Here is a 17,752-nt window from a genome sequence, read left to right as displayed (position 1 = left end):
TGCCCATGGAAGCCGACGAGAGCCAGCCGCGCCTTTCCGGGATGGCAGTGTTTTTCTACGTGTTCCTGCCGTTCGCGCTGGGGCATTACCTGTCGTCGCTGCTGCGCAATGTGAACGCCGTGCTGGCACCGCATCTGGTCGGCGCGCTCGCGCTGACGCCGGGCCAGCTCGGCCTCCTCACCAGCGCGTTCTTTTTCGCGTTCGCCCTCGTCCAGCTGCCGGTCGGGATCGCGCTCGACCGCTACGGCCCGCGCAAGGTGCAGCTGGTGCTGATGCTGCTGGCGGCACTGGGCACATTGCTGTTCGCCACGGGCCATTCGTTCGGCCAGCTGGTCCTGGCGCGCGCCGTCATCGGCTGTGGCCTGGGCGGATGCTTCATGTCGGCCGTGAAGGCGATCTCCACGTGGATCTCGCCCACGCGCCTGCCGTCCGTGCAGGGCTATCTGATCGCCGTGGGCGGCCTGGGTGCGGCCTCGAGCACCATGCCGGTGCGCATGCTGTTGCAGCACACGGACTGGCGCGGCCTGTTCGTGCTGCTGGCCGCGCTGGTCGCCTGTTGCGGCCTGCTGATCTGGCTCGTCACGCCGCGGTCGAAGGCGTCCGGCGGCGCGCTGCCGACCGTGCGCTCGGTACTGGACGTGTACCGTGCGCCGGCGTTCCGCACGACGATCTCGCTGGTGCTCGTGCCGCATGCGATCTTCTTCGGCATCCAGGGCCTGTGGATCGGGCGCTGGCTGTCCGACGTGGCCCGCTTTCCGGACGGCGCCGTCGCCTACCTGCTGTACATGGGGATGGCGTCCGTGATCTTCGGCGCCATCGCCGTCGGCATGATCACGGAATGGGCCGGGCGGCGCGGCATCGAGGCGCTGGACGTGGCCGCCGTCGGCGTCGCGCTGTTCGTGCTCGTGCAACTGGCGATCGTCTGCAACTGGCGGCCCAGCCTGCAGTTGCTGTCGGTGCTGTTCACGCTCGTGGGGACGATCACCGGCATCGAATACGCGATCGTCGCCCAGAGCCTGCCGCGCGCGCTGACGGGACGCGCCGCCACATGCCTGAATCTCCTGATCTTCATCGGCGCCTTCCTCGTGCAGGCGGGCTTCGGATTGATCGTCGGCCTGTGGCGTCCCGACGCCGCCAGCCACTTCCCGGCGGTGGCCTACCGCGTCGCGTTCGGCGTGCTGGTGGCGCTGCAGCTGCCTGGCCTCGTCGGCTATGTCCTCAACTTCCTTCAGCGCCGTCAAGTAAAATGCGGCATCGTTATGCTCACCCAGAAGGAAGAATATGAGATTGGTTCGTTACGGTCGCCCCGGTAAGGAAAAGCCGGGCCTGTTCGACGAGGAAGGCCGCCTGCGCGACCTGTCCGGCGTGATCGAGGATGTCGATGCGGCGGTGCTGTCGGAAAAGGCGCTGCGCAAGCTTGCCAAGATCGACTGGAAGACGTTGCCGCTGGTCCGCGGCAATCCCCGCCTGGGCGTGCCGGTCAGGGGCGTCGGCAAATTCATCGGCATCGGCATGAATTACTCCGACCACGCGTCCGAGGTCGGCGCGCCGATCCCGAAAGAACCGATCATGTTCATGAAGGCGACGTCGTGCCTGTCCGGCCCCGACGATCCCGTCCAGCTGCCGAAAGGCTCGAAGAAGACCGACTGGGAAGTCGAGCTGGGCGTCGTCATCGGCACCCGCGCCCAGTACGTGGACGAGGCGGACGCGCTCAAGTACGTGGCCGGCTACTGCGTCGTCAACGACGTCTCCGAACGCGCCTACCAGTTCGAACTGGGTTCGCAGTGGGACAAAGGCAAGGGCTGCGACACGTTCGGTCCCGTCGGTCCGTTCCTCGTGACGAAGGACGAGATCTTCGACGTGCAGGACCTCGACCTGTACCTGGAACTGAACGGCAAGCGCATGCAGACCGGGAACACGTCGAAGATGATTTTCCCGGTGGCGCACATCGTCAGCTACCTGTCGCGCTTCATGACCCTGGAGCCGGGCGACATCATCAGCACCGGCACGCCGCCGGGCGTGGGCCTCGGACGCAGCCCGCAGCGCTTCCTCAAGAAGGGCGACAAGCTGCGCCTCGGGATTGCGGGGCTCGGCGAGCAGCAGCAGGAAGTGGTGGCGTATCCGAAGGCCTGAGACGCATGAAACGTCGTCTCCGCGGAGGCGGGGACCCAAGTTCGTGGATGAGCCAAAAAATCAGGCCCCTGCCTGCGCAGGGGCGACGTTGTTTTAAGTAGCGACGGATCGAACGTGCGTTACATTGCTACCGCCTTCAACGCACCCTCCACCGATTCTTTCAGCCTCCCCACGATCTCGCCCAGATCTCCCTGCGTGACGACGAACGGCGGCGCCAGCAGCACATGATCGCCGTGGCGGCCGTCGATCGTGCCGCCCATCGGATAGACCAGCAATCCATTCTCCATCGCGCGCGCCTTGATCGCCGCGTGCAGTTTCAGCTCGGGCGCGAACGGCGCCTTGCTCTCGCGGTCGCGCACCAGTTCCAGCGCCAGGAACAGCCCGCGGCCGCGGATGTCGCCGACGTGGGCGTGGTCCTCGAATTCCTCGTCCAGCATGGCGCGTAGCGTCGCGCCGCGCAGGCGGACTTGCGTCAACAGGTCGTCGCGCTCGATCACCCGCTGGACGGCGAGGGCCGCCGCCGCCGCCACCGGATGCCCGATATAGGTGTGCCCGTGCAGGAACGCGCCGCTGCCGCTGCGCAGCCGTTCGACGATGGCGCCGTTCACGAGCACCGCGCCGATCGGCTGGTAGCCCGCGCCCAGGCCCTTGGCCACGGCGATCAGGTCGGCCGCCACGCCGTCCTGCTCGATCGCGTACATGGTGCCCGTGCGGCCCATCCCGCACATCACCTCGTCGGCGATGAACAGGATGCCGTACTTGTCGCACAGCGCGCGCACGCCGCGGAAGTAGCCGGGCGTGGGCGGGATCGCGCCGCCCGTCGCGCCGACGACAGGCTCGGCGCAGAACGCGATCACATGTTCCGGCCCTGCCTGCAGGATCGCCGCTTCCAGTTCGTCCAGCAGCATCGCCGTGTACTGCTCGACGGTCTGGTCGTCGGCGCGGCCGCGGTATTCGTAGCACGCCGATACCCGCTCGACGTCGATCAGGAGGGGCGCGAACGGCTGGCGGCGCCATTCGTTGCCGCCCACGGCCAGTGCGCCCAGGGTATTCCCGTGGTAGCTCTGGCGCCGCCCGATGAACAGCGTGCGCTCGCTTTCTCCGCCTTCGACGACGTACTGGCGCGCCATCTTCAGCGCCGCCTCCATCGCTTCCGATCCGCCCGATACGAGGTACACGCCCTTGACCCCGGCCGGCGCGTTCGCCACCAGGCAGTCGGCCAGTTCTTCCGCCACCTCGGTCGTGAAAAAGGCCGTGTGGGCATACGCGCAGCGGTCGATCTGGCGGTGCATGGCCGCGATCACGTCCGGATGGCCGTGCCCGAGCGACGACACGGCCGCCCCGCCGCTGGCGTCGAGATAGCTGCGGCCGTCACGATCGTACAGATAGACGCCCGCGCCGCCGACCGCGACGGGCGGCGTCTGGCGCAGGCTGCGGTGCAGGATGTGAGTCATGAACGCTCCCTAAAAAGTTGACGATTGACAATAAAGGAGAACTGTCCGGATTCTTTTGATTTTTGCCTCAAGGCATGCGAATATTTTCGCCATGACCGACCGCCTCCGCCCGATTCTGCCGGAAGACTGGACCGACGCCCAGCGCGCCGCGGCCCAGGACATCATCAACGGCCCGCGTGGCGCGCTGTACGGTCCGTTCGTGCCGCTGCTGCGCAGCCCCGAGCTGCTGGGTTATGCGCAAAAGCTCGGCGAATACCTGCGCTACCGCAGCGCCATCGGCGTCAGATTGTCCGAACTGGCGATCCTCGTCACCGCGCGCGAGTGGGACCAGCAGGTCGAGTGGGCGATCCACGCGCCGATCGCGCAGCAGGTGGGCGTCCCGCCCGACGTCATCGACGCCATCGCCCGGCGCGAGCGGCCGGCCGCGCTGCTCGTCGACGAAGCGGTGGTGGTCGACTTCTGCCTCGAACTGCACCGCCACAAGCGCGTGTCGGACCGCGTCTACGACGACGCGCTGGCGCTGTTCGGCGAGCAGGGCGTCGTCGACCTGATGGGCGTGAACGGCTACTACACGTTCCTCGCGATGGTGATGAACACGGCGCGCACGGAAGCGCCGGCGTCGAGTGCGAACCCCTTGCCGGACTAGCTCGTCGGCGCCGGATTGCGCCCGTCGCGGCGCGGCGGCCGTCCGTCGCATGGCGGCGCGCGCCGTCCGCGCCGGTGGCATAGTGACGGCATCCAATCGTTGAGAATGACAACCCGATGAAACCTCAGTACATCCTCGCCGCGGCGGCGGCGGCCACCACCGTGCTGGCGCTGGCCGCCGCGCCGGCGCCGCTGCCGCCGAACTGGTCCCTGCTCGGCCAGAACCCCGACAAATTCACGGCCGGCATCGATGCGTCCCGCGAGGGCCATGGCGCCAAGTTCCTGCGCAGCGCGACCAGCGATACCACGGCCTGGGCGTCATTGGGCCAGTCGATCCTGGCGCAGCGCTACGTCGGCCAGCGCGTGCGTTTCCGCGCCCGCCTGCGTACCGCGGACCTGACCAATTGGGCGGGCTTGTGGATGAGTGTCGGCGCCCGCGGCGGGGCCACGCTGGCCTTCTATAACAGCCAGGACCGGAAGACCAGGGGCACGACCGGCTGGCAGGAGCGCAGCGTGGTGCTGGACGTGCCGGCCGACGCGGCCATGATCACGTTCGGCGTGATCGGCGCGGGGACGGGGCAGGTGTGGATGGAGCCGGTGGCGTTCGAGAGCGTCGGCCGCGAGGTCCCGGTTGACCGGATGCCGCCGCAGGCCGCCTTGCCCAGCACGCCGACCCTGTGAGCGCGTCCATGGCGGATGACGATTGCGCCCGCGCCGTGCGCGGCCTGTATGGCTGCTCGTGGCGCCAGGGGCTGCTCAGCCTTCTGTGCGTGGCACTCGTCGCGGGTGGTGCGCTGCTCCTGCGGCGCAATGCCCTGCTGGCCCTGTTCGGTGCGATCCTGGTCCCGGGTTTCGTGGCGTGCGCGCTGCTGCTGCTTGCTGCGCGCCTGCTCGGCCGCCGGCTCGGCTGGACCGGCGCCGCCGGCCTGCTGCTGTTCGCGACCGGCGTCGGCGCATGGGCCGTGCTGCCGGCCTATAAAAACATGCTCGCGGCGTGGGACGTGTACGCGCTGCCCGACCAGCAGTTGCTGGCCTGCGCTTTCGGCGTGAACGCCGCCATGCTCGGGCTGCCGCTGTGGTTCGCCCGCACCCGTGCGCATGCGCAGCAGCTGGCGGAACTGCGCCATGTGGCGCTGGCGGCCGAGCTCAAGGCCCTGCAGGCGCAGGTCGAGCCGCACTTCCTGTACAACACACTGGCCAATACGCGCTACCTGGCGCGCCACCAGCCACCGCGCGCCGTGGAGATGCTCGAGCACCTGATCGCCTATTTGCACAGCGCCTTGCCGGACATGCGTAGCCAGACGTCCACGCTGGGCCGTGAATTCGAACTGGCCGGCCATTACCTGGCGCTGATGGCGATCCGTTTCGGCGAACGGCTGCAATACCGCCTCGATTTCCCGCCCGCGCTGGCGGCCATGCCGATGCCGCCGCTACTGTTGATGACGTTGGTGGAGAATGCCGTGCGCCACGGCGTCGAACCGAAGCCGGGGAGTGTGCGTATCGACGTGACGGCCTGCCGCGCCGGCGCCACGCTGTCGATCGTCGTCACCGACGACGGTGCCGGCATCGAAGCGACCGCGCTGGGCAGCGGCGTCGGCCTGCGCAACCTGCGCCAGCGCGTGCAGGCCCTGTACGGCGCGCGCGCCGGCTTCGTCCTGCGACGCGCTGAAACCGGCCTGACGGAAGCCGTGCTGACCTTGCCGGTGGCCGGGGACGTGGAGCTGGCGGCATGACGGCGCCCCGCATCCTCGTCGCGGACGACGAACCGCTGCTGCGCGCGGAACTCGTCGAAGCGCTCGAACGTCTCTGGCCCGAGGCCGGCATCGCCGCCGCGCAGGACGGCATCGAGGCGCTGCGCCTCGGGCGCGAATGGTCGCCGGACGTGGCCTTCCTCGACATCCGCATGCCGGGCCTGGATGGCCTGGAAGTGGCGCGCGTATTCGGCGCGCGTACCCACGTCGTGTTCGTGACGGCGTACGGCGAGCACGCGCTGGCCGCCTTCGACGAAGGCGCCGTGGACTACGTGGTGAAACCCATCGCGATGGAACGCCTCGCGCGCGCGGTCGAGCGCGTGCGGGCGCGCCTGGCCAATCCGCCGCCGGATCTGGCTGGCCTCGTGTCGAAACTGCGGCCTGTGTCCAGGGAGCCATCCTGGCTGCAGGCGACGGTCGGCAACACCATTCACTTCATCGACCTGGCCGACGTCGTTTATTTCTGCGCCGACGCCAAGTACACGCGCGTCGTGACGGACGGTCTAGAGGCGCACATCCGTTTGAGTTTGAAGGAGCTGGCCGATTCGCTCGACCCGGCCGCCTTCTGGCAGATCCACCGGGGCTATATGGTCGCGGTGCGGCGCATCGCCAGCGCCGCGCGCGCCGAGGATGGCGCCCTGTGGCTGCACCTGCGCGGCCATCCGGCGCGGCTGCCCGTCAGCCAGCGCTTCCAGCATCTGTTCCGCGGGATGTAACTGCACTTTGTTTACCCATCAACAGAGGAGAATCCCATGAATCGCAACATGTTGCGGGCGGTCGTTTGCGCCCTGTCGTTTGTCACGGCCGCCGATGCCGCCGCCGGTGCGCCGGCGCAGGCCATGCCGCTGTCCCTGGCGCGCGCCGTCACGGACCAGACCATTGGACTGGTCGAGAGCAAGGGCTTGTATCCGTTGCGGCAGGAAGCGTATGCGCAGGCGAAAAAGGAATTGCTGGCCGCCGTCGACGGCAGCGCGCCGGAGGTCGACCGGAGCGGCTTGTACATGCGTATCAACAAACTGCTCGCTACCCTCGACACCGACAAGCATTCGTTCCTGATGCCGCCCGCGGCGCCGGGGCAATCCGCCGTACCGGCACCGGCCGGCCCGCGCATGCCGACGTTCCAGCTCGTCGCGACGGGCCATGGCACGGTCCTGCGCTGGGTCCCGCCGGCCATCACCACGTCCGCGCCCGAGGCCATGGCCGCCTATGTCCAGGCTGTGTATGACGAAGCGGCCACGCTTCCCGGCATTCGCACGGCCTGCGCGCTCGTCGTCGACCTGAGCGCACAGACGGGCGGCAATGGGTGGCCGCCGCTCATTGCGATGTATCCGCTGTTCGGCAATGCGAACAAGGCGCGCTGGGTGGAGCGCGACGGCAAGGCGATCCCGGTGGTCTACCGCGCCGGCCTCGAAACGAAGGCCGGCACGTATGCCCCGGGCCGCGCCAACCCGTTGGCACCCTTCGCCACGGGGCCGCTGGCCGTACTGGTGGGGGCGAATACGGCGAGCGCCGGCGAGATGCTGCTCATTGCGTTGATGGGGGAAGAACGGGTGCGGACGTTCGGGCAGACGTCGTATGGCATGTCGACGGCGAACGCGACGTATCCGCTGCCCGACGGTGCGATGCTCGTGTTGACGCAGGCGCGTTCGGCGTTGGGCGACGGGCCCGGCTACCGGGGCGGCATCCCGGCCATGCAGCCGGCGCCGCAAGGGGAACCGGTGGAAGCGTCGCTCAGGACGGCCGCGGAATGGGTCGCGGCCAGTGCGCCGGCATGTAACGCCGTACGCGAGTGAGCGCTCGCGCCGCTCAGCCCAGTCTCCGGTAGACGGCTCTGCTGGTGGCGTATGCGCCGTTTAGCCGCCATGGCATCGTTTATCGCTATCGGTCTGTAATGTGCGGAGGCACGAATGGCCATACCCCAATACGTCTTTTCCCTGCTCGTGGCAATCTCACTCGTGCCGGCCTGCGCATACGGGAATGAATCGCCAAAGACGGTCGCGACGGGCAAACAGGATCCTTCCAGAGTTGTCGTCAAAGGCGTGCGCGATCCGTCCGCATGGTTCCGGATCGAGAGTCAGCATCTGATCGTCTATTCGAACGGCGATCCTGACGAGGTCATTGAGCTGGTCAACAACCTGGAACGGCTCGATTATCTTTTACGCCTGTACCTGAACTCGTTTCTGGACAGGCGGGACACCATGCCCAAGCTTACGCTGTACTTCCAGGACCAGGTGAACTGGCCGCCGGAAGTCGGCGCGCATTCTCCCTTCGCCGTCGGCTTGGTCAACAGCTGCGTAGCGGCGACCCAGGTGTTTACCTACGGTGTCGGAAAGAGTTGGAAGCTGCAAAATTCGTCACTGCTCCACGCCGAAGACGATTTCACGCTGATGCATAACCTGTCGCTGTATGTCGATAATTTCCTGTACCGCCAGACCCGCATCCGGGCGCCCATCTGGTTCATGTCCGGCTTTGTAGCGTACTTCAGCGGTACGCGTTTTACCGATACCGAGATGGCGATAGGGCGCGATGGCGGTACGTCATATAACCGGTTGCAATGGATCGACGAAGGCAAAGCGGGAGCACGTCTTTCTTTCGACCAGGTATTGAATTTCAAAGGCATGTCCAAGCCTTTTGAACTAGGCACGCCCGAGTATTTCGAGCAATTTGAATTCCTGGGGCGTTCCTTCAATCTTGTGCACTACATGCTTTCGTCGGAGGAAAACCGCAACAAGATGGCGAAATACCTCGACCTGGTCAATAACGGCGGCGATTCCGCCGGAGCGTTTGCCGACGTATTCGGCCTGGCGGGGCGCGATCTCGACGCGGCAATGTTGCGATATCGTCGAGCGTCTCTGAAAATCCTCCAGGTCGACGTGCCTCGCTTGCCCAAGGCCAACATCGATTTCACTCGCCTGAGCCGTATCGAGGGCGAATTCGTACTCGACAACGCCTTACTGAAGACTTGCCCGTCGCCCGCCGACGGCAGGAAGCTGCTGGAGCATTTGAAGCTTACGGCAGCCAATGCGCCGGCCGTCGATCTTGCCCAGATCGCCTTGAGCCGCGCCCAGGTCGACTGGGGCGATCCACGCGACGCCATCGGCTACCTGTCGCGCGCCGTGGCGAACGGTCCGCGCAATCCCGAGCCGCATTATCTGTTGGGGCTGGCATATGCGAAGCTGGCGGAAGGCGCAGGCCCGAACAGGCAGGACTTGCTGGCGTCGGCACGGACCGGCTTGACGCAGGCCGCCGCCCTGGCGCCGGACGCGCCCGAGATATCGTATGCGCTGTTCCGCGTCGGACTCATGGGCTCGAATCCGACCGACAAGGACATGGCCAGGGCGGTCGACGCCTGGCGCCACGGGCACGATGTCCCGGCATTCGCGCGCGCGGCCGCGCTGGCCTATGCATGGCTGGGAGATCCCGCCGACTGCTATCAGGTATTCAATACGTTGGTAAGGAACAAGCGGGACCACGAAAGCGCCGAATGGGCCGCTACCTGGCTTGCCAGGCTGGGAAAGGGCGTGACGCGGGATGAACTGTTGGCGGCGATGCGCAGCGAAAAGTCGGCACTTCCCAACTTCAGGTCCTGGGCGTTCGACAACCGGTAGGGGCGCCAAGGATCATCATGCTGGCTTGCACGAGTCATTCGGCACGAAAAGACGCGGGGCGCTGGCGATGCAGTTCATCTTGATGACTGCATTCGGCTTTGCGCGCTTTTTCATGTATCGCCTTGCTAATCAAACGCTAGGCAGCCGCGCGCAGCGGGGAGGGTGCCCTGCTGCACCTGCGCGGCCATCTGGCGCGGCTACCTGTCAGCCAGCCCTTCCAGCCCGTTTCGTGGATGTAGAGAAAGCGTCGTATCGGCTCAGCCCAGCACCTTCTTCAGCCACGCCGAGATATGCTCGACTTCCTCGAGGCACAGCGAGTGCTGCATGGCGTATTCGTGCCATTCGAGCCGGTAGCCGAGCGAGACGAGCAGGTCGCGCGACGCTTCGGCGCGGTTGAACGGCACCACGTTGTCGTAGCGGCCGTGCGCCATGAAGATCGGCGTGGCCTTGCTGGCGTCGGTGCATTCGGTCGCCAGGCTGGCGGACAGCGGCACGTAGCCGGAGAGGCACAGGAGGCCCGCCAGCGGTTCCGGATGGCGCAGGCCCGTCTGGATGGCCATCGCGCAGCCTTGCGAGAAGCCGGCCAGGATGATGCGCGAGGCCGGGATGCCGCGCGCCTTTTCGCGCTCGATGAACGCTTCGACGTCCTGCTGCGACGCGCGCAGGCCGCCCTCGTCCTCGCGCCGCGTCAGGTCCGCGTTCGTGATGTCGTACCACGAGCGCATCACGTAGCCGTTGTTGACGGTGACGGGCATCGTCTTCGCGTGCGGGAAGATGAAGCGGATGCCGGGCAGGCCGGCCAGGTCCAGCTCGCGCACCATCGGCACGAAGTCGTTGCCGTCCGCGCCCAGGCCGTGCATCCAGATGATGGCGATTTCCGGGTTGTCGTTGGTCTCGATCTGGATGTGTTCGAGCAGTTCGCTCATGCAGTGTCCTCGTGTGTGATCAGGATGCGGCAGGACGCTGCGCCGATTTCGGGCGCCAGGTCTTGCAGACAGCGGGATCGGTGTCGGCGTACGGGCCGCCGATCAGGTCGATGCAATACGGGACGGCCGCGAAGATGCCGCCCACGACGGTCTTGCCGTCCGCGTCCTTGAGGCCTTCCAGCGTTTCCTTGATCGACTTCGGCTGGCCCGGCAGGTTCATGATCAGCGCGGCGTGATCAAGCGTTTCGCGGATCACGGCCGTCTGGCGCGACAGGATCGCGGTCGGCACGAAGTGCAGGCTGATCTGGCGCATCTGCTCGCCGAAGCCGGGCATCTCCTTCGTGCCCACGGCGACGGTCGCTTCCGGCGTGACGTCGCGCCGCGCCGGGCCCGTGCCGCCCGTCGTCAGCACGAGGTGGCAGCGGACGGTATCCACCAGCTCGACCAGCGTCTGTTCGATGCTGGCGCGGTCGTCCGGGATCAAGCGGGTCTCGACGCGGAACGGGGTGACGAGCGCCGCTTGGAGCCACGCGCGCAGCGCCGGGATGCCCTTGTCTTCGTAGACGCCGCCGCTGGCGCGGTCCGAGACCGATACCAGGCCGACGACCAGCTCTTCGACCATAAGCTCTTCGACCTTATTCTCCAGACTCATCGTCTTCGTCGTCCTCGGTATCGGCTTCGCCGTCGCCGGCGGCGGCTTTCGGCGCCTTCGCCAGGTCCTTCAGGATCTGGAAGATTTCGCGATAGGCCTTGGGCGGCTTGTTCTCGGCCTGTTCCTTGCGCGCATTGCGGATCAGGGTGCGCAGGTGCTGCACGTCCAGATGCGGATGCTCTTCCAGCAGCTGGGTCAGCGCCTTGTCGTCGGCCAGCAGCTTGTCGCGGCGGCGCTCCAGCGCGTGCAGGGCGGCCGCCTCGGCCTTCGAGGTGCCTTTCCAGCTTTCGATGGTGCGCTGGATGACGGACACCTCTTCCTCGTCGAGGGTGCGCATCAGCTTGCCGACGAACTGCAGCTGGCGGCGCCGCCCTTCGTGGTTGGTGATGGTCTGGCACATGAGGATGGCGTCGCGGACGTCGTCCGGCATCGGGACGCGCTTGACGCGGTCGCGCGGCGCCTCGATGAGCTGTTCGCCGAGCTTTTGCAACTCGTTACTCTGGCGCTTGAGTTCGGACTTGGAGGGGCGGTCGTATTCCTGGTCGAACTCGTCGGAGCGGAAGCCGACGGAGCCGCGGTTTGCATTTGGCATGATGATCTAGATTCGACAGGCGCACGGCCCGTCGGTAAAAACAGTAAACGGCTGCTATGATAACTGTTTTAGGGCTCTGCTTTCGAAAAACACACATGAACGACACCGTCTTCACCCATACCCAGGATCAGCTCAAGCAGCTCGCACAGGACGTGCTGGCCATTGCCAAGGAAACGGGCGCCACCGATGCGTCGGTCGAGATCAGCGAGGGTAGCGGGCTGGCGGTGACAGTGCGCAAGGGCCAGATCGAAACCATCGAGCAGAACAAGGACAAGGGCATCGGCGTGACCGTCTACTGCGGCCAGCGCCGCGGCCACGCCAACACGTCCGACTTTTCGCGCGATTCGCTGCGCGCCACCGTCGAGGCGGCGTACAACATCGCCCGCTTCACGGCCGAGGACCCGGCCGCCGGCCTGCCCGAAGTCGAGCTGCTGGAAACGAACCCGCGCGACCTGCGCCTGTGCTACCCGTGGGAGATCAGCGCCGCGGACGCCGTGGCCATCGCCCAGCGCTGCGAGGCGGCCGCGTTCGCCGTCGACAAGCGCGTCACCAACAGCGAGGGCGCCAGCGTCTACGTGCAGCAGTCGCACTTCGTGGCGGCCAATTCGCTCGGCTTCTGCGCCGGCTACCCGTTCTCGCGCCACACGCTGTCGGTCGCCCCGATCGCCGGCAAGGGCGCCAACATGCAGCGCGACGACTGGTATTCGTCGGCGCGCGATCCCAAGAACCTGGGCGATCCGGAAAAGATCGGCCGCTACGCCGCCGAACGCGCCCTCGCGCGCCTGAACGCGCGCAAGCTCGACACCCGCACGTGCCCCGTGCTGTTCGAGGCACCGCTGGCCGCCGGCCTGCTGGGTGCGTTCGTCCAGGCAACCTCGGGCGGCGCCCTGTATCGTAAATCCAGCTTCCTGCTCGACTCGCTGGGCCAGAGCATCTTCCCGTCCCACATCCAGATCGTGGAAGACCCGCACCTGATCGGCGGCGTCGGTTCGGCTCCGTTCGACGAAGAGGGCGTGCGCACCCAGCGCCGCAACGTCGTCAGCGACGGCGTGCTGCAGGGCTATTTCCTGTCGTCTTACTCGGCCCGCAAGCTGGGCATGCAGACGACGGGCAACGCGGGCGGCTCGCACAACCTGGAAATCATGTCCAAGGAGACGAAGATCGCCGACGACTTCGAAGGCATGCTGCGCAAGATGGGTACCGGCCTGCTCGTCACGGAGCTGATGGGGCAGGGCACGAACTACGTCACGGGCGATTACTCGCGCGGCGCGTCCGGCTACTGGGTCGAGAACGGCGTCATCCAGTACCCGGTCGAGGAAATCACCATCGCCGGCAACATGAAGGACATGTTCCAGGCCATCGTCGGCGTCGGCAACGATGTGCTGACGCGCGGGAACAAGTCGACCGGGTCGATCCTGCTCGAGAAGATGGTCGTGGCGGGCAATTGACCGTTCGATATTGAAATGGTAGCGTGGTGTTTTTAACAAATCGTTAAAAACACCATGGCGATCGTTACCTTTTCCCAGCCGTTCGACATGTCCGTTGTCCCGAACGACTGGACGCCGCCCGCGCCCGCGCAGAATGTCGAGCAGCTCGTCTTCACGAACGGGACCCTGCGGCTCGAACTGGACAGCAAAGGCGCATCGCCCATTTCCCTGTTGTCCTACCAGGGCGGACAATTGACCGGCGGCGTAGGCGAAATCCACCTGTCCAACGATGCCGGGGAAATCTTGCGGATTGACACCGGATCGGGCGATCCGTACGACGTTTCGCATGCGCCCCTGGGCGGCACGCTCAAGCAGTGGCTCGCGCTGACGGGCATGTTCGACGACCGCGACTATTTCACCGGCAGCGCGGGCAACGACGTCCTGCTCGCCGGCGGCGGCAATGACATCATCCATGCTGGCGCGGGTGCCGACCGCATCGATGCCGGTGCGGGCGACGACACCGTCTACGGCGACGCCGGCAACGACACCATCGATGGCGGCAGCGGTTTCGACAAAATGATCTGGACCGGGGCGCTGTCCGACTACAAGGTGGCGCGCAGCGGCGACGTCTATACCGTCACGAGCCTGAAGGACGGCAGCGTCGATACGGTGACGAACGTCGAACGCCTCGATTTCGACGACAAGCTGATTGCCGCCGACGTCACGCCCGACAGCCCGGGCGGCCAGATCTTCCGCCTGTACCGCGCCGCGTTCGACCGCCTGCCGGACAACGCCGGGCTGCTGTACTGGACCTACGCGACCCAGCACGACGTCAAGCTGGACGCGATGGCGGACGCCTTCATCAAGTCGGGCGAATTCCAGGCGCACTACGGCACGGGGCTCAGCAACCACGACCTGGTCGCGAAATTCTACGAGAACGTGCTGCACCGCGCCCCGGACCAGGCCGGCCTCGACTTCTGGACCGGCGCCCTCGACAGCCACGTGGCCACGGGCGCCCAGGTGCTGGCCGCGATCAGCGAAAGCCATGAAAACATCGACGGCACGGCGGCGCTGATCGGCAACGGGCTGGTGCTCGACCAACCGCTCACGACCTGACGGCCGGCCCGGCGGGGGCGTCCTGCACGATCGGCGCCCAGCTGCGATAATCGCGGGTTCAAGCACGAAAGGAACCCATATGGACATTCTCGCCGCCGCCCGCAAACGCTACACCGCGAAGGCCTACGACCCGACCCGCCGCGTGCCCGAAGAGACGATGCAGCAGATCTACGAAGTGCTGCGCAACAGCCCGTCGTCGGTGAACTCGCAACCCTGGCACTTCATCGTCGCCGCCACGCCGGAAGCCAAGGCGCGCCTGGCCAAGGGCGTGCAGGGGCCGTACAGCTACAACGAGGCGAAGATCCTCAATGCGTCGCACGTGATCCTGTTCTGCACGCGCGTCGATACCGAAGGCGGCCACCTGGAGCGCCTGCTCGAGCAGGAACAGCGCGACGGCCGCTTCAAGGACGATGCCGCCAGGGCCGGCCAGGCCAAGGGCCGCCAGGGCTATGTCAACCTGCACCGCTACACGCTGAAGGACTTGCCGCAGTGGTTCGAGAAGCAGGCCTACATCGCCCTCGGCAACGCCATGCTGGCCGCCAGCGCGCTGGGCGTGGACACGACGCCGATGGAAGGCCTCGACCCGGCCGCGCTGGACGCGGAACTGGGCCTGCACGAACAAGGCCTGTCCAGCCTCGTGCTGCTGGCCTTCGGCTACCACGCCGACAGCGATTTCAATGCCGCCCTGCCGAAGTCGCGGCTGGCGCAGGATCAGGTGTTTACGTTCCTGTAAGTGGAATAAAAACGCCACGGTGCGACAAGCGGCCGTGGCGTTCGTCTTTCCTGGACGGGGCCTGCGCCCCGTTTTTTATTTCTGCAGTGTGCGGATCGCCTGCAGCACCGGCTGCAGCACGGCGGCGCCGAGGCGCGCGCTGCGGGCGCCGTCCCAGCCGACCTGCGGATCCGGGTCGTTGGCATTGTCCTTGAATGGCAGTTCCAGGGTCAGCGACAGGCAGCCGAAGGCGTGCGTGACGTACGGCGAACCCATCGTCAGCACCTCGTCCGTGTACGGTTCCTTCGGATAGCCGTGGACGTCCTGGAAGTCGGGGCTCGCGATCATGAGCGCATCCGAAAATGCCTGTTGCGCGGCGGCCTGCCCGGCGGTGAAGGTCGGCAGGGCATCGCTGCCGGCGATGAAGACGTAGGGCAGGCCCTCGTCGCCATGCACGTCGAGGCACAGGTCGACGCCGGTGTCTTCCATCTTCTTGCGGACCAGGAAGACTTCCGGGCTGCGTGCCATCGACGGGTTGAGCCACTCGCGGTTCAGGTTGGCGCCGGCCGCGTTCGTGCGCAGGTTGCCGCGCACGGAGCCGTCCGGGTTCATGTTCGGCACGACGTAGAACACGGTCTCCTTCAGCAACTGGCGGCCGAACGGGTGGGCCGGGTCGAGCAGGGCGTCGAGCATGCCTTCGACGAACCATTCGGCCATCGTCTCGCCCGGGTGCTGGCGCGCGATGACCCACACCTTCTTCTTGCCCGCGTCTTCGTCGCCGATGACGAGCAGGTTCAGGTCGCGGCCGTCGACGGTCGAGCCGAGGTCCAGCATGCGCACGTGTTCCGACAACTGGGCACGGTCGAGCAGCTCCAGGTGGCGCTCCCACGAATACGGCTCGAAATAGGCGTAATAGACGCTGTCCATGGCCGGCGTGTGCTCGATGGCGAGCGCCTGGCCGTCGAAGCTCGTCGGCACGCGGAACCAGTTGACGCGGTCGTAGCTGGCCATCGCGTTGTAGTCTTCCCAGCCCTTCGGGTAGGCGGACTTGCCGGCGTTGAGCAGGCGGATCGTGCACGGCTGCGCTTGCGCGCCCTGCAGGCGGAAGTAGAACCACTGGGTGATGTCGGCGTGCGAGTCCTTGCGGATGTTCAGGTCGATGGCGTTCGCGCTCGTGGCGTTCACGACCTCGATGGCGCCAGCGTCGAACTGGCTGCTGATCTTGATAGACATGGTATGTCGTCCTGTTCTTGTTGGGTGTGAGGCGAGCATGATACCGCTTTCGCCGTCGGAAACCAGATGCTCTGCTGCCGCTCAAAGCGTGGTGCCGGCGCTTTTGTTACCGTTCTTGCTTGGCCGAATCGTATCGATGCGGCACGGGAGGATAGGCGATGAAGGATATTCGTGTGGCGCGGCCGGAAATCACGAGCATCGACCGGCGCGGCTTCTGGCTGCGCTGGCGCGACGAGGAACTGTATCTGCCGTTCGCGCTGTTCCCCTGGTTCGAGCACGCCACGGTGGCGCAGCTGTGCCGCATCGAACAGCTGGGCCGGGCGTGCCTGTACTGGCCCGGGCTGGACCTGGAACTCGCGCTGGACCGGATCCGCCATCCGATGGCGGCGGCGCAGTTCGCGCTGGATTGTTGAGTTGGCTCGTCGTTCCCGCGCAAGCGGGAGCCCAAGTTTGATGCTTCAGCCACGCACGCAACATTGGACCCCCGCCTTCGCGGCGGCGACGTTGTTTATTGAAGTTGCAGGCCGCCGAACCGCTCGGCCAACCCTGCATCCGCTTCAGGCGCTTCCGCATCCTCGCGCCGCAACACATCCATCAGGTGCCGCTCGGCCGGCGCCCACACGAGGCGGTAGATCGCCTGCGCCAGCGTATACGCCTCCGACCCCGGCCACGGCTGCGGCAGCAGGGCCAGCGGGAGCCTCGGATCGTGCAGCTGGACGCGGCGGTAGGCGTGGATCAGCAAGGTGCGCACGATGAACGCCTGCTGCGGGTCCGGTGCCGGCGCCGCGCGCAACAGGTCGAGCAGCGGCGTGAAATCCGCGATGAAGCGGCGGTAGCCGGCCACGACGCCCGATAAATCCCAGCCTTCGCGCACCAGTTCCGCGAACGGCCGCGCCCCGACATCCGGCAGTTCCGTCGCGGCGCACACGAACACCTTGCCGGCGCCGTCCACGCGGCGCAGCACCTCGGCCACGCCATCCTGGTCGGCCGCCGGATGCGCCAGCAGGCCGGGGGCCAGCATGGCAAAACCTTCCCATTCGAGTTCCTTGCGCACCGTCGCGCGCAGGGCACTGTCGATGCTGCCGTTGGGCGCCAGCAGCAGCGTCCAGCGGCCGTCCCAGTCGACGCCGGGCGGCGCGTAGATGCGGCGGTTGGCGCGCGCGAAGCGGGGCTCGGCGTCGGGCTGCAGCGCATAGCTGCTGCGCCGGCCCTCGCGACTGGCCACCAGCCAGCCTTCCTGGACGAGGCGAAACACGCTCGTGCGCACGAGCCGGTCCGTCGCCCCCAGCGGCGCCACGAGTTCGATCAGGCTGCCCAGCCACAGACGGCCGCCGTGCGGCGCGATGGCGTCGCCGAAGATCGTCATCACGAGCGATTTGGAACGCGGCGGGTTGGTGCCGAGGAAGTGGTTGATCCACTGAAGGCTGCTGGGGTCGGTCATGGCGGCGATTTTACCCGGTCTCGATATGATTCAAAATTTCGCTATACATCACGATTCTTGTA

The 17,752-nt window shown here is 66.5% G+C and carries 18 protein-coding genes; 12 read left to right on the top strand and 6 right to left on the bottom strand.

Annotated elements, in window-relative coordinates; all coding sequences use genetic code 11:
• The first annotated feature begins 5 nt into the window (after positions 1-5).
• Both U9J41_RS22460 and U9J41_RS22455 read left to right on the top strand, forming a co-directional pair.
• Positions 6-1,313, top strand: coding sequence for an MFS transporter (locus tag U9J41_RS22460; RefSeq protein WP_322404378.1), 1,308 nt, complete (start codon positions 6-8; stop codon positions 1,311-1,313).
• Positions 1,282-2,133 carry a fumarylacetoacetate hydrolase family protein gene (locus tag U9J41_RS22455; RefSeq protein WP_322404377.1) on the top strand — a complete coding sequence of 284 codons (852 nt, stop codon included), beginning with the start codon at positions 1,282-1,284 and terminating at the stop codon, positions 2,131-2,133. The genes U9J41_RS22460 and U9J41_RS22455 overlap by 32 nt, the downstream gene beginning before the upstream one ends.
• A gap of 119 nt (positions 2,134-2,252) precedes the next feature.
• Here U9J41_RS22455 and U9J41_RS22450 read toward each other — a convergent pair whose 3' ends face one another.
• Entirely contained in the window at positions 2,253-3,587 is a 1,335-nt protein-coding gene (locus U9J41_RS22450; protein ID WP_322404376.1) for an aspartate aminotransferase family protein, read from the bottom strand.
• Positions 3,588-3,678: 91 nt separating this feature from the next.
• On the opposite strand from U9J41_RS22450, the gene U9J41_RS22445 reads away from it, so the two are divergent.
• The 6 genes from U9J41_RS22445 to U9J41_RS22420 all read left to right on the top strand — a co-directional run bounded on the left by U9J41_RS22445 (position 3,679) and on the right by U9J41_RS22420 (position 9,591).
• The gene (locus U9J41_RS22445) at positions 3,679-4,233 is read left to right on the top strand and encodes a carboxymuconolactone decarboxylase family protein (protein WP_322404375.1); all 555 of its coding nucleotides are present in this window, start codon (positions 3,679-3,681) and stop codon (positions 4,231-4,233) included.
• Positions 4,234-4,349: 116 nt separating this feature from the next.
• A complete protein-coding gene (locus U9J41_RS22440; RefSeq protein ID WP_322404374.1) occupies positions 4,350-4,913 on the top strand; it encodes a transcriptional regulator in 564 nt (187 codons plus the stop codon).
• An 8-nt stretch (positions 4,914-4,921) separates the two neighbouring features.
• Positions 4,922-5,965: a sensor histidine kinase gene (locus tag U9J41_RS22435; protein WP_322404373.1), complete on the top strand. Its 1,044-nt coding sequence runs from the start codon at positions 4,922-4,924 to the stop codon at positions 5,963-5,965.
• A complete protein-coding gene (locus tag U9J41_RS22430) occupies positions 5,962-6,699 on the top strand; it encodes a LytR/AlgR family response regulator transcription factor (protein WP_322404372.1) in 738 nt (245 codons plus the stop codon). Before U9J41_RS22435 ends, U9J41_RS22430 begins: the two co-directional genes overlap by 4 nt.
• A gap of 36 nt (positions 6,700-6,735) precedes the next feature.
• Entirely contained in the window at positions 6,736-7,776 is a 1,041-nt protein-coding gene (locus U9J41_RS22425; protein ID WP_322404371.1) for a S41 family peptidase, read from the top strand.
• Positions 7,777-7,890: 114 nt separating this feature from the next.
• Positions 7,891-9,591 (top strand): tetratricopeptide repeat protein, encoded by a 1,701-nt coding sequence (locus U9J41_RS22420; protein ID WP_322404370.1) that lies wholly within the window; start codon positions 7,891-7,893, stop codon positions 9,589-9,591.
• Between the two features lie 257 nt (positions 9,592-9,848).
• On the opposite strand, the gene U9J41_RS22415 is transcribed toward U9J41_RS22420, so the two are convergent.
• Genes U9J41_RS22415 through yjgA form a run of 3 tightly spaced genes read right to left on the bottom strand, consistent with a single transcriptional unit; the run spans position 9,849 to position 11,761 of the window.
• A complete protein-coding gene (locus U9J41_RS22415; RefSeq protein WP_322404369.1) occupies positions 9,849-10,517 on the bottom strand; it encodes an alpha/beta hydrolase in 669 nt (222 codons plus the stop codon).
• A 19-nt stretch (positions 10,518-10,536) separates the two neighbouring features.
• Entirely contained in the window at positions 10,537-11,169 is a 633-nt protein-coding gene (mog, locus tag U9J41_RS22410) for a molybdopterin adenylyltransferase (protein WP_322404368.1), read from the bottom strand.
• Positions 11,153-11,761 (bottom strand): ribosome biogenesis factor YjgA, encoded by a 609-nt coding sequence (yjgA, locus tag U9J41_RS22405; protein ID WP_322404367.1) that lies wholly within the window; start codon positions 11,759-11,761, stop codon positions 11,153-11,155. The genes mog and yjgA overlap by 17 nt, the downstream gene beginning before the upstream one ends.
• A 95-nt stretch (positions 11,762-11,856) precedes the next feature.
• Here yjgA and pmbA point away from each other — a divergent pair, with 95 nt between their 5' ends.
• The 3 genes from pmbA to nfsB all read left to right on the top strand — a co-directional run bounded on the left by pmbA (position 11,857) and on the right by nfsB (position 15,037).
• Complete coding sequence (pmbA, locus tag U9J41_RS22400) at positions 11,857-13,209, top strand: metalloprotease PmbA (RefSeq protein ID WP_322404366.1); 1,353 nt, start codon at positions 11,857-11,859, stop codon at positions 13,207-13,209.
• Positions 13,210-13,263: 54 nt separating this feature from the next.
• Positions 13,264-14,304 (top strand): DUF4214 domain-containing protein, encoded by a 1,041-nt coding sequence (locus U9J41_RS22395; RefSeq protein WP_322404365.1) that lies wholly within the window; start codon positions 13,264-13,266, stop codon positions 14,302-14,304.
• A 79-nt stretch (positions 14,305-14,383) separates the two neighbouring features.
• Complete coding sequence (nfsB, locus tag U9J41_RS22390) at positions 14,384-15,037, top strand: oxygen-insensitive NAD(P)H nitroreductase (protein WP_322404364.1); 654 nt, start codon at positions 14,384-14,386, stop codon at positions 15,035-15,037.
• 75 nt (positions 15,038-15,112) lie between these two features.
• On the opposite strand, the gene U9J41_RS22385 is transcribed toward nfsB, so the two are convergent.
• A complete protein-coding gene (locus U9J41_RS22385; protein ID WP_322404363.1) occupies positions 15,113-16,249 on the bottom strand; it encodes a M14 family metallopeptidase in 1,137 nt (378 codons plus the stop codon).
• Positions 16,250-16,407: 158 nt separating this feature from the next.
• Here U9J41_RS22385 and U9J41_RS22380 point away from each other — a divergent pair, with 158 nt between their 5' ends.
• Complete coding sequence (locus U9J41_RS22380) at positions 16,408-16,662, top strand: DUF2442 domain-containing protein (protein ID WP_322404362.1); 255 nt, start codon at positions 16,408-16,410, stop codon at positions 16,660-16,662.
• Positions 16,663-16,757: 95 nt separating this feature from the next.
• Here the strand turns inward: U9J41_RS22380 and paaX are convergent, their stop codons facing one another.
• Positions 16,758-17,690, bottom strand: a complete 933-nt coding sequence (paaX, locus tag U9J41_RS22375) for a phenylacetic acid degradation operon negative regulatory protein PaaX (RefSeq protein WP_322404361.1) — start codon at positions 17,688-17,690, stop codon at positions 16,758-16,760.
• Positions 17,691-17,752: the final 62 nt, after the last annotated feature.

Origin of the sequence: Massilia luteola, assembly GCF_034420155.1 — a bacterium.
Taxonomy (GTDB): domain Bacteria; phylum Pseudomonadota; class Gammaproteobacteria; order Burkholderiales; family Burkholderiaceae_D; genus Telluria; species Telluria luteola.
This window is presented reverse-complemented; position numbering and strand designations above follow the sequence as displayed.

Excerpts from the sequence above, each read along its gene's own strand:
- U9J41_RS22460 (WP_322404378.1), top strand. The coding sequence starts at position 6 with ATGGAAGCCGACGAGAGCCAGCCGCGCCTTTCCGGGATGGCAGTGTTT.
- U9J41_RS22455 (WP_322404377.1), top strand. The coding sequence starts at position 1,282 with ATGAGATTGGTTCGTTACGGTCGCCCCGGTAAGGAAAAGCCGGGCCTG.
- U9J41_RS22450 (WP_322404376.1), bottom strand. The coding sequence starts at position 3,587 with ATGACTCACATCCTGCACCGCAGCCTGCGCCAGACGCCGCCCGTCGCG.
- U9J41_RS22445 (WP_322404375.1), top strand. The coding sequence starts at position 3,679 with ATGACCGACCGCCTCCGCCCGATTCTGCCGGAAGACTGGACCGACGCC.
- U9J41_RS22440 (WP_322404374.1), top strand. The coding sequence starts at position 4,350 with ATGAAACCTCAGTACATCCTCGCCGCGGCGGCGGCGGCCACCACCGTG.
- U9J41_RS22435 (WP_322404373.1), top strand. The coding sequence starts at position 4,922 with ATGGCGGATGACGATTGCGCCCGCGCCGTGCGCGGCCTGTATGGCTGC.
- U9J41_RS22430 (WP_322404372.1), top strand. The coding sequence starts at position 5,962 with ATGACGGCGCCCCGCATCCTCGTCGCGGACGACGAACCGCTGCTGCGC.
- U9J41_RS22425 (WP_322404371.1), top strand. The coding sequence starts at position 6,736 with ATGAATCGCAACATGTTGCGGGCGGTCGTTTGCGCCCTGTCGTTTGTC.
- U9J41_RS22420 (WP_322404370.1), top strand. The coding sequence starts at position 7,891 with ATGGCCATACCCCAATACGTCTTTTCCCTGCTCGTGGCAATCTCACTC.
- U9J41_RS22415 (WP_322404369.1), bottom strand. The coding sequence starts at position 10,517 with ATGAGCGAACTGCTCGAACACATCCAGATCGAGACCAACGACAACCCG.
- mog (WP_322404368.1), bottom strand. The coding sequence starts at position 11,169 with ATGAGTCTGGAGAATAAGGTCGAAGAGCTTATGGTCGAAGAGCTGGTC.
- yjgA (WP_322404367.1), bottom strand. The coding sequence starts at position 11,761 with ATGCCAAATGCAAACCGCGGCTCCGTCGGCTTCCGCTCCGACGAGTTC.
- pmbA (WP_322404366.1), top strand. The coding sequence starts at position 11,857 with ATGAACGACACCGTCTTCACCCATACCCAGGATCAGCTCAAGCAGCTC.
- U9J41_RS22395 (WP_322404365.1), top strand. The coding sequence starts at position 13,264 with ATGGCGATCGTTACCTTTTCCCAGCCGTTCGACATGTCCGTTGTCCCG.
- nfsB (WP_322404364.1), top strand. The coding sequence starts at position 14,384 with ATGGACATTCTCGCCGCCGCCCGCAAACGCTACACCGCGAAGGCCTAC.
- U9J41_RS22385 (WP_322404363.1), bottom strand. The coding sequence starts at position 16,249 with ATGTCTATCAAGATCAGCAGCCAGTTCGACGCTGGCGCCATCGAGGTC.
- U9J41_RS22380 (WP_322404362.1), top strand. The coding sequence starts at position 16,408 with ATGAAGGATATTCGTGTGGCGCGGCCGGAAATCACGAGCATCGACCGG.
- paaX (WP_322404361.1), bottom strand. The coding sequence starts at position 17,690 with ATGACCGACCCCAGCAGCCTTCAGTGGATCAACCACTTCCTCGGCACC.